The 11,913-nt window shown below is 69.3% G+C and carries 11 protein-coding genes; 8 read left to right on the top strand and 3 right to left on the bottom strand.

Annotated features, from left to right (window positions below):
- The first annotated feature begins 78 nt into the window (after nt 1-78).
- From ACIRRY_RS21145 to ACIRRY_RS21130, 4 genes are all read left to right on the top strand, one after another.
- Nucleotides 79-1,275 (top strand): amidohydrolase family protein, encoded by a 1,197-nt coding sequence (locus tag ACIRRY_RS21145; RefSeq protein WP_403974865.1) that lies wholly within the window; start codon nt 79-81, stop codon nt 1,273-1,275.
- Complete coding sequence (locus ACIRRY_RS21140; protein ID WP_403974862.1) at nt 1,275-2,408, top strand: acyl-CoA dehydrogenase family protein; 1,134 nt, start codon at nt 1,275-1,277, stop codon at nt 2,406-2,408. The genes ACIRRY_RS21145 and ACIRRY_RS21140 overlap by 1 nt, the downstream gene beginning before the upstream one ends.
- Nucleotide 2,409: 1 nt before the next feature.
- Nucleotides 2,410-3,303: an acyl-CoA dehydrogenase family protein gene (locus tag ACIRRY_RS21135; RefSeq protein WP_403974860.1), complete on the top strand. Its 894-nt coding sequence runs from the start codon at nt 2,410-2,412 to the stop codon at nt 3,301-3,303.
- Between the two features lie 509 nt (nt 3,304-3,812).
- The gene (locus ACIRRY_RS21130; protein WP_403974857.1) at nt 3,813-4,289 is read left to right on the top strand and encodes an ATP-binding protein; all 477 of its coding nucleotides are present in this window, start codon (nt 3,813-3,815) and stop codon (nt 4,287-4,289) included.
- Nucleotides 4,290-4,701: 412 nt separating this feature from the next.
- Here the strand turns inward: ACIRRY_RS21130 and ACIRRY_RS21125 are convergent, their stop codons facing one another.
- Nucleotides 4,702-5,649, bottom strand: coding sequence for a cyclase family protein (locus ACIRRY_RS21125; protein ID WP_403974855.1), 948 nt, complete (start codon nt 5,647-5,649; stop codon nt 4,702-4,704).
- Nucleotides 5,650-5,744: 95 nt separating this feature from the next.
- On the opposite strand from ACIRRY_RS21125, the gene ACIRRY_RS21120 reads away from it, so the two are divergent.
- From ACIRRY_RS21120 to ACIRRY_RS21110, 3 genes are all read left to right on the top strand, one after another.
- On the top strand, nt 5,745-6,656 hold the full coding sequence (locus ACIRRY_RS21120) for an SDR family NAD(P)-dependent oxidoreductase (RefSeq protein WP_403974853.1): 912 nt from the start codon (nt 5,745-5,747) through the stop codon (nt 6,654-6,656).
- Nucleotides 6,657-6,791: 135 nt separating this feature from the next.
- Nucleotides 6,792-7,940 carry an acyl-CoA dehydrogenase family protein gene (locus tag ACIRRY_RS21115; RefSeq protein WP_403974851.1) on the top strand — a complete coding sequence of 383 codons (1,149 nt, stop codon included), beginning with the start codon at nt 6,792-6,794 and terminating at the stop codon, nt 7,938-7,940.
- Nucleotides 7,940-8,989, top strand: a complete 1,050-nt coding sequence (locus ACIRRY_RS21110) for a Zn-dependent alcohol dehydrogenase (RefSeq protein ID WP_403974848.1) — start codon at nt 7,940-7,942, stop codon at nt 8,987-8,989. The genes ACIRRY_RS21115 and ACIRRY_RS21110 overlap by 1 nt, the downstream gene beginning before the upstream one ends.
- A gap of 63 nt (nt 8,990-9,052) precedes the next feature.
- Here the strand turns inward: ACIRRY_RS21110 and ACIRRY_RS21105 are convergent, their stop codons facing one another.
- Nucleotides 9,053-10,117: a GlxA family transcriptional regulator gene (locus ACIRRY_RS21105; protein ID WP_403974846.1), complete on the bottom strand. Its 1,065-nt coding sequence runs from the start codon at nt 10,115-10,117 to the stop codon at nt 9,053-9,055.
- A gap of 85 nt (nt 10,118-10,202) precedes the next feature.
- Here ACIRRY_RS21105 and ACIRRY_RS21100 point away from each other — a divergent pair, with 85 nt between their 5' ends.
- The gene (locus ACIRRY_RS21100) at nt 10,203-11,603 is read left to right on the top strand and encodes an MFS transporter (protein WP_403974844.1); all 1,401 of its coding nucleotides are present in this window, start codon (nt 10,203-10,205) and stop codon (nt 11,601-11,603) included.
- 3 nt (nt 11,604-11,606) lie between these two features.
- On the opposite strand, the gene ACIRRY_RS21095 is transcribed toward ACIRRY_RS21100, so the two are convergent.
- Nucleotides 11,607-11,900, bottom strand: a complete 294-nt coding sequence (locus ACIRRY_RS21095) for an SCO0607 family lipoprotein (protein ID WP_403974841.1) — start codon at nt 11,898-11,900, stop codon at nt 11,607-11,609.
- Between the last annotated feature and the right edge of the window lie 13 nt (nt 11,901-11,913).

Below are 11,913 nucleotides of genomic sequence, written 5' to 3'. Positions count from 1 at the left end.
CTCCTTGGCTGACGACTCGTCAGGTGACATGCTATCTGACGGGTCATCAGATAAGTACCGTCCGGCGGAGGGGAACCCATGGCCACCGAACTGCCCCGCATCATCAGCGTCGACGACCACGTGATCGAACCCGCGCACCTCTTCGAGACCTGGCTGCCGAAGAAGTACCGCGAGCGCGGCCCCCAGCCGCTCACCGCCGGAATCGGCGAACTCGCCTATGTGGCGGGCAAGTACCAGATCACGATGGACCCGGACGGGCCGCCCACCGACTGGTGGATCTACGAGGACCTCAAGTTCCCGTACAAGCGGAACATCGCCGCCGTCGGCTTCGACCGCGACGAGATGACCCTGGAGGGCATCACCCGCGAGCAGATGCGCCGAGGCTGCTGGGACCCGGCCGAGCGGCTCAAGGACATGACGGCCAACCATGTCGAGGGCTCGCTCTGCTTCCCCACCTTCCCGCGCTTCTGCGGCCAGACCTTCGCCGAGGCGCACGACAAGGAGGTGGCCCTCGCCTGCGTCCGCGCCTACAACGACTGGATGGTCGAGGAGTGGTGCGGCGACAGCGGCGGCCGGCTCATCCCGCTGTGCCTGATCCCTTTGTGGGACGTGGAGTTGGCGGTCGAGGAGATCCGGCGGAACGCGGCACGGGGCGTCCGCGCGATGACCTTCTCCGAGATCCCCACCTACCTCGGGCTGCCGTCCATCCACTCCGGCTACTGGGACCCGTTCTTCGCGGTCTGCCAGGAGACGGAGACCGTCGTCAACATGCACATCGGCAGCAGCTCCCAGATGCCCGCCGCCTCCCCGGACGCGCCCCCCGCCGTACAGGCCTCGCTCTCCTTCAACAACGCCATGGCCTCGATGATGGACTTCCTCTTCAGCGGGGTCCTGGTGAAGTTCCCGACCCTCAAACTCGCCTACAGCGAAGGGCAGATGGGCTGGATCCCGTACGCCCTGGAACGCGCCGACGACGTCTGGGAGGAGCACCGCGCGTGGGGCGGAGTGCGGGATCTCATCCCCGAGCCGCCGTCCACGTACTACTACCGCCAGATGTTCTGCTGCTTCTTCCGCGACAAGCACGGGGTCGCTTCGCTGGACGTGGTGGGGCGGGACAACGCGACCTTCGAGACCGACTACCCGCACGTCGACTCGACCTTCCCGCACACCAAGGAGGTCGCCCTCGACCACGTGAAGGGCCTCGACGACGAGACCGTCTACAAGCTGATGCGGGGCAACGCGATCCGCATGCTGGGCCTGGACCTCGACAAGTAATGGACCTCTCCTACACCCCCGAAGAGGACGAGTACCGGGCCCGACTGCGGGAGTGGCTCGCCAAGGTGCTCCCCACCCTGCCCTCGAAGCCGTCCCCGGACGACTGGCCGGCCCGGCGCGCCTACGACCTCGGCTGGCAGCGGATGTTGTACGACGCCGGGTACGGCGACGTGCACTGGGACGCGCCCCCGACCACCCGGCTGATCTTCCTGGAGGAGACCGAGAAGGCGGGCGCGCCCTACGTAGGGGCCAATTTCGTCGGGCTGTTGCACGCCGGGCCGACGATCGCCGCCGAGGGCACGGCCGAGCAGCGGGAGCGCTGGCTGCCGCCCGTGCTGCGCGGCGACGAGGTGTGGTGCCAGGGCTTCAGCGAACCGGACGCCGGCTCCGACCTCGCGGCACTGCGCACGCGCGCGTGGCGGGACGGCGACGACTACGTGGTGACCGGTTCCAAGATCTGGACCTCGCACGCCGAAGTCGCCGACTGGTGCGAGCTGTTGGTCCGGACCGATCCTGCGGCGCCGAAGCATCGGGGGATCAGCTGGCTCGCGATGCCGATGGACGCGCCGGGTATCACCGTACGGCCGCTGCGGACGCTTGCCGGGTCCGCGGAGTTCGCCGAGGTGTTCCTCGACGAGGTGCGGGTGCCTGTCGGCAACCGGGTCGGGGACGAGAACGACGGCTGGCGCGTGACGATGGTGACGCTGTCCTTCGAGCGCGGTACGGCTTTTGTGGGTGAGGTCGTCGCCTGTCGGCGGGTGTTGGGTGAGTTGGCCGTGGAGGCGCGGCGGAACGGGCGGTGGGACGATGCCGTGCTTCGGCGGCAACTGGGGCGGTTGAACGCGGAGTTCCGGGCGTTGTGGCGGCTTACTCAGTGGAATGTGAGCGAGGCGGAGGCCTCCGGCGGTGTACCGGGGGTGGGTGGCTCGGTCTTCAAACTCCGCTACTCGCATGCCCGTCAGGAGCTGTATGACGTGGCGGCGGATGTTCTTGGCCCCAACTCCCTGGATCTGGATCGGGCTTGGGTGCTGGATCGGTTGTCCTCGCTCTCGTACACGATCGCTGCGGGTACTTCGCAGATTCAGCAGAACATCGTGGCTGAGCGGATTTTGGGGTTGCCGAAGGGGCGCTGACATGCGATTTCAACTCACGAATGATCAAAAGGCGTTGCGGGCTGCTGTGCGGGATGTGGTCGGTCGGTGGTCGGGTGCGGGTCCGTCGGGGCTGGTCGCGCAGTTCCCCGCGCCCCTATGCGGCGCTCCTCGGCTGGACCGGGGTTTGTGGCGGGCCCTCGGTGACCTTGGGCTCTTTTCCCTGCGGTTGGCCGAAGGCGACGGAGGTGCTGGACTCGGGCTGCCCGAAGCCGTGTTGGCGTTCGAAGAGGTCGGCGCGGCGCTGGTGCCGGGGCCGTTGGTCGCTACGCATCTTGCTGCCGGGGTGGTGCCGGGGGCTGCCACGGGGGAGACCGTGGTCGCCGCTGCTGATGGTCGGCTCGTGGAGTGGCTGGACGAGGCCGATGTCGTGGTGCCGGGGGCCGAGGGGGCCGTAGAACTGCGGTCTGTGGATCCGTTGACGCCCTTGCATCGGGTGCCGGCTCCGGCGCGTAGTGATCCTGTCGCTGTTCTTCTCAGTGCTGCGGAGCAGCTCGGGACGGCTGGGCGGGTGGGGGAGCTGGCGGTGCAACACGCCCGGACGCGGGAGCAGTTCGGGCAGCCGATCGGGGCGTTCCAGGCCGTCAAGCATCTGTGCGCGCAGTCGTTGGTGCGGGTCGAGGTGGCGCGGGCCGCCGTGTACGCGGCGGCGGTGACCGGCGATCCGGTGGACATCGCGGCGGCCCGGCTGCTGGCCGACGAGGCGGCCGTGCGCGGTGCTCGGGACTGTCTGCAGGTGCATGGCGGGATGGGCTTCACCTGGGAGTCCGAGGTCCATCTGCATCTGAAACGGGCGTGGGTGCGCGCTCGGCGTGGTGGTGGGAACACGGAGAGTGAGGAGCTGCTCGCGGCGGATCTGCTGGCCGGGGCGGTCTAGCGGGGCGCCTGCCTGCGGTGACCGGAACGGGCTCGACAACGGTGTCGCGGAACGTGGCACACCGGAATCACGGAGCGTTGATATCGGGTTGTGTCCTATGCGTGACTTGTCACGGCCTGGAGTCGCCTGCGGGCTCCGGTACCTTGTGTGGGATGCGAGTGGTTCAAGGTACGAGCCATGCCGGTGTTGCCTGTGAGGCGGCCCCGGACCGGGCGTTGCGCGCCGCCGTTCGCAGGGCAGAACGGGCTTTCGCCCCTGCCTGTTCGACTCCCCGCGACGAGCGTCGCACAGTATCCCGCACGCGTACTCCTTCGCGCTGGAATATGCCCGAAGCGCTTGTTGGGGTGACTGAACGTCAACCATGCTGTCTCGCAAGGGATTCACGTTCCGTGACCCTGGTTCTGGCCGTTGTTCTGGTCATGCAGGAAATGGCTACGATCGTGGCCCTCGTGAGGCGCGAGGCTAAGTGTCCGCCGGTTCGGATGGTGTGAGCGGTGCAGGTGCTTCAAGTGCAGCTGGAGATCCGGCCCGACCCTGCCGAGGTGGGGCGAGCCCGGCGGTGGGCGCGCTCGCGGCTCGCGGGGTCCGGCATAGAGGCCGATGAGCCGCTCGCGGAGACGCTGATCCTGCTCGTCTCCGAGCTGGTCACCAACGCCGTGGTGCACACCGGTTGTCCGGCCGTGCTGCGGCTCTCCCTGCCGGGTGTGGCGACCGAGTCGGCCACCGTACGGCTGGAGGTCGCCGACACCAGCTGCAAGGCTCCCGTGCCGCGCTGTGCGGACGGCGACGAGACCGGCGGGCGCGGCCTGGCCCTCGTGGACGGCCTCGCCGACCGCTGGGGCTGGAGCGCCGAGGGCACCGGCAAGCGCATCTGGTGCGAGATCGACCGGGACAGTGAACCCCGCCAGGCGGTCGCCGAGTTCGGGGGCGGTGTCACCGCGTACGAGGGCTTCGAGTTCGAGGGCTTCGCGTACGAGGCGGTGTAGGTCCCGGTTCTCGTGTCCCGCTCACGGGTGTGATGTGCGCCGGTCGCGGGTGCTTGGGCGGCTCGGGTGTGTAGGTGCTGTCTGCAAGTGCCGGGCGGAGATGCGCCGGGCCGTGCTTCCGTGCGCGCCCGGTGACAAATGCGGCTTACGGAATAAATCCCCGGATGGGCGTTGACGCGACGTGACCATGTGGTCACGCTTGTGGGCAGCGATTCGCCGCGAGGGGACGGCGAGGGCTTCGGTGACGGGAGCCCTCGGCGAGTGTGGATCGCGTTCGGCGTGGGTCCCCTCGGGGCCGGGGGCCAGGACGGGGCGCCGGAGTCGGATGGCGGCACGCGGTGCCGTGCTCGGGGCGGGCAGCAGCGGGCCGCCATCCGACCGTAAGTCCGGCCCTCGTCAAAACCGGACTGCCCTAGAGGATGGCGATCGGGGCCACTGGGGTTCCCGTCGCGCCGACGAAAGGTTCGGGCATCGCGGACAGGAGGAATGTGTAGCGGTGTTCTTGTCCACAGGCTGTGGACAACTCTTCGAGATTCCAGTTCTGGCCCTGCAGCATGCCCATCTCGACCAGGTCGAGCGCGTGCACCGGCAGCCACAAGTCGTCTATTTCCGGCGGAAATATCTCAAAGGTGAGCGTGTCATTGGCGACCGCCGCGACATCGCGCGCGTGGAACCACTCCGGCGTACGGACCGACAGTCCGGGTGACGGATAGCCGTACCCGTGCTTGTCACCGGCCAGATACACCTGCACCTGCCCGGTCCGTACGAGCACGATGTCGCCGGCGCGGACCCGCGCGCCGGCGAACTCCTCGGCGGCTTCCAGGTCTTCCGGGGTCACGGCGTGCCCGCCTTCGAGGCGGTCGACCCCCCGCGCGCGTGCCACGTCGAGCAGCACCCCGCGCGAGACGATGTGCCGGGCCTTGTCGATCCCGCTGAACTCGGCGCCGCCGTGCGGGGTCACGGTGGCGGCCGGGCGGCCGTTGTAGAGCTTCCCCGAGTGCGAGACATGGGTCAGCGCGTCCCAGTGGGTGCCGGCCTGGAGCCCCATGGTCACGGCGTCGTCGCTGCACGCGACGGTGCCCGGGCCGAAGAGTTCCTGGTTGATCTGCACCATCGCGTGCAGGGGGTTGATCCGGCCGGGGATCAACCCCGTCTGTACGCCGTCCTGTTGGAGGGGGAGGGCGAGGGGGACGCGGCGGCCGGTCCTGATCTCGGCGGCGGCCTCGCGGACCACCTCGTCGGTGATCAGGTTCAGGGTGCCGATCTCGTCGTCCGCTCCCCAACGGCCCCAGTTGTTCACGCGCTTGGCGATGTCGTGGAACTCCGGACCAAGTGTCGGCGGTGACGTCGACGGTGACATCGGGGCCTCCCCGGGGCTTGTCCTCAGGCATCTGACGGGTCGTAGAATCTGAGTCGAATCTAACGGACCGTCAGAAACTGCGGGAGGGGCCGGACATGGGGAACTTCTTGGCAGGCAAGGTCGTCGCCGTCACGGGCGCGGGCCGGGGCATCGGGCGGGCGGTCGCGCTCGCGGCTGCCGCGGAGGGGGCGCGGGTCGTCGTCAACGACTACGGGGTCTCGATGGACGGGGCGTCGCCGACGAGCGAGATCGCCGCGGGTGTCGTCAAGGAGATCGAGGCGGCGGGCGGTGAGGCGGTCGCCGTCGCCGACGACATCTCGACGATGGCCGGTGGGCAGCGGGTCGTCGATGTCGCGCTGGCTTCGTACGGGCGTCTCGATGGTGTGGTGTGCGTGGCCGGGATTCTGCGGGAGCGGATGCTTTTCAATATGTCCGAGGAGGAGTGGGATCCGGTTCTCGCCACCCATTTGAAGGGGACGTTCACCGTTTTTCGGGCGGCTTCCGCTGTGATGCGGAAGCAGCGGGGCGGGACGTTGATCGGATTCACCAGCGGGAATCATCAAGGGTCGGTTTCGCAGGCCAATTACAGTGCGGCGAAGGGCGGGATCATCTCGTTGGTGCGGAGCGCTGCGCTGGGCTTGAACAAGTATGGGGTGACTGCCAATGCGGTGGCTCCTGTCGCTCGTACGCGTATGTCGGCCAATGTTCCTATGGAGTTGGCGGAGATCGGGTCCGCCGAGGATGTGGCGGCGCTCGTTGTTTATCTGCTGTCGGACTCGGCTCGGGAGGTGGGGATTACCGGGCAGGTTTATACCGTTGCCGGGCCGAAGATCGCGGTGTGGGCTCAGCCTCGGGAATTGCGTTCCGCGTATGCCTCCGGCGGGTGGACGGCTGAGAAGATCGCGGAGTTTCTGCCGGGGTCTGTGGGGGTGGATCCGATGCCGATGCTCGAGCGTCTGCAGGAGATGGAGCGGGCCGCGCGGGGTGGGGAGCGGCCTAACGCCTAGTGGGGTGGGGCTGTGCGTTGTGTGGCGAGTGCGGGTTTGTTGTGGCTGGTCGCGCCCACGCGGCGGAGCCGCAAATTGATACAGCCCCGCGCCTCTTGGGGAGATGGCCTGGACGGTGTTTTTTAAGGAGCCCCTGTGGACTTTGGATTCAGTGCCGCTGATGACGTGTTTCGGGGAGAGGTTCGGGAGTGGCTTGGTGCGCATGTCGATTCCGGGCAGGATCGGCGTAGTTGGGAACGGACACTCGGCAAGGGTGGGTGGATAGGGCTGGGGTGGCCGGAGGACGGGTACGGGAATCGCAGTGCCACACTTACCCAACAGGTCGCCTGGGCCGAGGAATACGCGCGGTCAGACGCCCCGCCGCGCTCTGGGCACATCGGAGAGAATCTGCTCGCCCCCACCCTTGTCGCGCATGGCACCGATGAGCAGAAGTCCCGTTTCCTGCCCGCCATTGCCGCGGGGGATGAGCTGTGGTGTCAGGGGTACAGCGAGCCGGGGGCCGGGTCCGATCTGGCCGGGGTGCGGACCGTCGGTGTGCGGGACGGGGGCGATGGGGCCTATCGGGTTACCGGGCAGAAGATCTGGACCTCGCTCGCCCATGAGGCCGACTGGTGTTTTGTGCTGGCGCGGACCGAGGTGGGGTCGCGGCGGCATCGGGGGCTGAGTTTTCTGCTGGTGCCGATGGATCAGCCGGGGTGCGTCGAGGTGCGGCCCATACGGCAGTTGACCGGGACCAGTGAGTTCAACGAGGTGTTCTTCGACGGGGCGCGGGCCGAGCATCTGGTGGGGGGCGAGGGGGCAGGGTGGCAGGTCGCCATGAGTCTGCTCGGGTTCGAGCGGGGGGTGTCGACCCTTGCCCAACAGATCGGTTTCGCCGGGGAGTTGGGGCGGGTGATCGAGGCCGCCGTCGCCTCGGGGGCGGTCGGCGATCCCGTCGTACGTGATCGACTCGTGCGGCAGTGGGCCGAGTTGAGGGCCATGCGGTGGAACGCGCTGCGGACGCTCGGGCGGGCCGGGGATGCCGGGGCGCCCAGTGTGGCCAAGCTGTTGTGGGGCGGGTGGCATCAGCGGCTCGGGGAGCTGGCGATGCAGGTGCGCGGGGCCGCGGCGGCGGTGGGGCCGGTGGACTGGACGCCGTCTCTGGCGTACGAACTCGACGTGTTCCAGCACCTGTTCCTCTTTTCGCGGGCCGACACGATCTACGGCGGCTCGGACCAGGTTCAGCGCACGATCATCGCCGAGCGGGTGCTCGGTCTGCCCAGGGAACCCAAGGGGGTCGTCTGATGCGCGGAGTGGTCTTCGACGGCAAGCAGGTCCAGGTCGTGGACGATTTGGAGGTGCGCGAGCCGGGGGCGGGAGAGGTGCTGGTCGCCATCTCCGCGGCCGGGTTGTGCCACAGCGATCTGTCTGTGGTGGACGGGACCATACCTTTCCCCGTTCCTGTGGTGCTGGGGCATGAGGGTGCCGGGGTGGTGGAGGCGGTGGGCGCCGGTGTCACCCATGTGTCGCCCGGTGACCATGTCGCCCTGTCCACGCTCGCCAACTGCGGTACCTGCGCCGAGTGCGACCGGGGGCGGCCGACCATGTGCCGGCAGGCCATCGGGCGGCCGGGGAAACCGTTCACGCGGGACGGGCGGCCGGTCTATCAGTTCGCCTCCAACTCGGCGTTCGCCGAACGGACCGTGGTGAAGGCCGTGCAGGCCGTACGGATCCCCAAGGACATTCCGATGCCGTCCGCCGCGCTCATCGGGTGTGGGGTGCTGACGGGCGTCGGTGCGGTGCTCAACCGGGCCCGGGTCGATCGGGGGGACACGGTCGTCGTCATCGGGACCGGGGGGATCGGGCTCAACGTCATCCAAGGGGCGCGGATCGCGGGGGCGTCGCGGATCGTCGCGGTCGACGCGAACCCGGCGAAGGAGAAGGCGGCACGGCAGTTCGGCGCGACCGACTTCCTGCTGTCCACGGAAGGGGTGCGGGACCTGCTGCCCACGGGGGCGGACCACGCCTTCGAGTGCGTCGGCCGGGTCGAACTGGTCCGGCAGGCCGTCGACCTCCTCGACCGCCACGGCCAGGCGATCCTGCTCGGCACGGCACCGGCGACGGCGGAGGCGTCCTTCCTCGTCTCGTCGATGTTCCTGGACAAGTCGATCCTCGGCTGCCGGTACGGATCGTCCCGACCCCAGCGGGACATCCCGCTGTACACCCAGCTGTACCGCCAAGGGCGGCTGCTGCTCGACGAGTTGGTCACCAGGACGTATCCGGTGGAGGACTTCGAGGAGGCGGTGGGGGATCTGGGGGCGGGGCGGGTGGCCAGGGGCGTGCTCACCTTCTGACGGCCCGGGACGGCGTTCGGAGTTGTCCACAGGTGGGGGGAATTCGCGGGCCGTGGCGCTCGGTCAGTTGAGGGTGCCGACCGTGCCGTAGTCCTCGGAGTCGGTAGTTGCCTCCGTTGCTGCTCCCGTCGCCCCCGTCCGAAAGGTGCGCCGATATCCGGTCGGGGTGACGCCCAGGGCCGACTGCAAGTGCTGGCGCATGGACTGGGCCGTGCCGAAGCCGGCGTCCGTGGCGACCTGGTCCATGGAGAGGTCGGTGGACTCCAGGAGGTGGCGGGCGCGTTCGACGCGCTGTTGGGTGAGCCACTGGCCGGGGCTGATGCCGACCTCCTCGCGGAAGCGGCGGGTGAAGGTGCGGACGGACATCGCCTCCTGCTCGGCCATGTCCCGGAGCTGGATGGGTTCGTGGAGGCGGGCCAGGGCCCACGCGCGGGCGGCGGTCGTGGTCGCCACCTGCGGGTCCGGGACCGGGCGGTGGATGTACTGCGCCTGGCCGCCGTCCCGGTGGGGCGGTACGACGGTGCGGCGGGCGACGTCGTTGGCGACGGCGGTGCCGTGGTCGCGGCGCACCATGTGCAGGCACAGGTCGATGCCGGCGGCGACACCTGCGGAGGTGAGGACGTCGCCGTCGTCGATGAACAGGACGTCCGCGTCGACCTCGATCTGCGGGAACAGCTCCTGGAAGCGGTCGGCGTCGGCCCAGTGCGTGGTGGCGGGGCGGCCGTCGAGGAGTCCCGCGGCGGCGAGGACGTAGGCGCCGGTGCAGATGGAGGCGAGGCGGGTGCCGGGGCGGATGAGGGCGAGGGCGGCGGCGAGTTCGGGGGTGAGGACGCCCTGCTCGAAGACCGGGCCGAGTTCGTACGACGCCGGGACGATCACCGTGTCGGCGGTGGCCAGGGCCTCCGGGCCGTTCGGGACCTGGATGGCGAAGTCGGCGTCGGTGTCGACCGGGCCGGGCGGGCGCACCGAGCAGGTGACGACCTCGTACAGCAGCCGCCCCTCGGCGTCCCGGGGGCGGCCGAAGATGCGGTGCGGGATGCCCAGCTCGAAGGGGAGGAGACCGTCGAGGGCGAGGACGACGACGCGGTGCGGGCGGAAACCGTCGGTTGCGGTGGTGGCTGTGGCCATGGCCCGATTGTATGGCCCGATCCTAGCGAATGCTGGCCTTCGGGCCAGTGGCTCGGGAGGGGCGGAATGCCGGAAGCTCGTTGACGTGACGCAGACAAGCGATGCCACGTCCGGCACCACCGAGGAGCCCGAGCCCGCGCCCGAGGCCGAGCCCAAGCCCGAGGTCGGGGCCGGGGTCGGCTCCACGCCCCGTAGCCGTAGCCGAGTCCGCCCGTGGCGGAGCCGCGTGATGTCACTGCACCGCGGCTGGTTCGTCGCCGCTGTCACCTTCGTGACGATCATCGGTGCGGCGGCCTTCCGTTCGCTGCCCGGGCTGCTGATCGATCCGCTGCACCAGGAGTTCGGCTGGTCGCGCGGGACGATCGGGGCGGCGGCCTCGATCAACCTCGCGCTGTACGGGCTGACGGCCCCCTTCGCGGCGGCGCTGATGGACCGCTTCGGCATCCGGCGGGTGGTCGCGGTCGCGCTGACCGTGATCGCGCTGGGTTCGGGCCTGACGGTGTGGATGACGGCACCGTGGCAACTGCTGCTGTGCTGGGGCCTGTTGGTGGGTCTGGGCAGTGGTTCGATGGCGCTCGCGTTCGCGGCGACGGTCACCAACCGCTGGTTCACCACGCGGAAGGGCCTGGTCACCGGCATCCTCACGGCGGCGTCGGCGTCCGGCCAGTTGATCTTCCTGCCGCTGCTGTCCTGGATAGTCGAGGAGCACAGTTGGCGCCCGGCGGCGGTCACCGTCTCCCTCGCCGCCCTCGCGGTGGTCCCCTTCGTCTGGCTGCTGCTGCGGGACCACCCGGCGGACGTGGGCGTGAAGCCGTACGGCGCGACCGAGTTCGTACCCAAGCCGGAACCGGTCACGGGCGCGGCCCGCCGTACGGTCAACGTGCTCTTCAAGGCGGTCCGCACCGGCCCGTTCTGGCTGCTGGCCGGCACCTTCGCGATCTGCGGCGCGTCCACGAACGGCCTGATCCAGACCCACTTCGTGCCCGCCGCGCACGACCACGGCATGCCCATCACGGCGGCGGCCTCGCTGCTCGCGGTGATCGGTGTCTTCGACGTCGTCGGCACGATCGCCTCCGGCTGGTTCACCGACCGCTTCGAACCCCGCCGCCTGCTCGCCGTCTACTACGCCCTGCGCGGCATCTCCCTCCTCTTCCTCCCCATGCTGCTGGCCCCCACGGTCCACCCCCCGATGCTCTTCTTCATCGTCTTCTACGGCCTCGACTGGGTCGCCACGGTTCCCCCGACCCTCGCCCTGTGCCGCGAGCAGTACGGCGAGGACAGCGCGATCGTCTTCGGCTGGGTCCTCGCCTCGCACCAGATCGGCGCGGCTCTGGTCGCCTTCCTGGGCGGGGTCGCCCGGGACGCGTTCGGGTCGTACGACATGGTCTGGTACGTGTCTGGGGCGCTGTGCGCGGTGGCGGCGTTGATGGCGCTGGTGATCCGGAGGCGCCCGGTCGTGGGGATGGGTTCGGTGGCGGTGGCGTGACGGCTACGGGGCGGAGGTGATGTTCCCCTTCGCGTCCACGGTGTGGGTCTGCCAGTACGTGTCCCACTTGTCCTCGACGTGCTGCGGCACCTTCCCCTTCGGGTAGCGCGCATAGCCGCTCGGCGGGTTGTCGCCGTTCTTCACACAGGCACCGCCCGCGGTGCTGCCCACGGCCAGGACCGGGTACTCGCCCGAGCTGCACATGGCGTCCGCCGTGGTGAACGAGCAGGCGGACAGCAGCCCGGCGGCGGATATCAGGACGGACGTGAGAACGGCGACTCGTGTGCGCTTGCTCATGGTTGGGCTCCCC

It is taken from the genome of Streptomyces sp. NPDC101776 (genome assembly GCF_044766845.1).
Taxonomy (GTDB): domain Bacteria; phylum Actinomycetota; class Actinomycetes; order Streptomycetales; family Streptomycetaceae; genus Streptomyces.
This window is presented reverse-complemented; position numbering and strand designations above follow the sequence as displayed.

Excerpts from the sequence above, each read along its gene's own strand:
- ACIRRY_RS21145 (WP_403974865.1), top strand. The coding sequence starts at position 79 with ATGGCCACCGAACTGCCCCGCATCATCAGCGTCGACGACCACGTGATC.
- ACIRRY_RS21140 (WP_403974862.1), top strand. The coding sequence starts at position 1,275 with ATGGACCTCTCCTACACCCCCGAAGAGGACGAGTACCGGGCCCGACTG.
- ACIRRY_RS21135 (WP_403974860.1), top strand. The coding sequence starts at position 2,410 with ATGCGATTTCAACTCACGAATGATCAAAAGGCGTTGCGGGCTGCTGTG.
- ACIRRY_RS21125 (WP_403974855.1), bottom strand. The coding sequence starts at position 5,649 with ATGTCACCGTCGACGTCACCGCCGACACTTGGTCCGGAGTTCCACGAC.
- ACIRRY_RS21120 (WP_403974853.1), top strand. The coding sequence starts at position 5,745 with ATGGGGAACTTCTTGGCAGGCAAGGTCGTCGCCGTCACGGGCGCGGGC.
- ACIRRY_RS21110 (WP_403974848.1), top strand. The coding sequence starts at position 7,940 with ATGCGCGGAGTGGTCTTCGACGGCAAGCAGGTCCAGGTCGTGGACGAT.
- ACIRRY_RS21105 (WP_403974846.1), bottom strand. The coding sequence starts at position 10,117 with ATGGCCACAGCCACCACCGCAACCGACGGTTTCCGCCCGCACCGCGTC.
- ACIRRY_RS21095 (WP_403974841.1), bottom strand. The coding sequence starts at position 11,900 with ATGAGCAAGCGCACACGAGTCGCCGTTCTCACGTCCGTCCTGATATCC.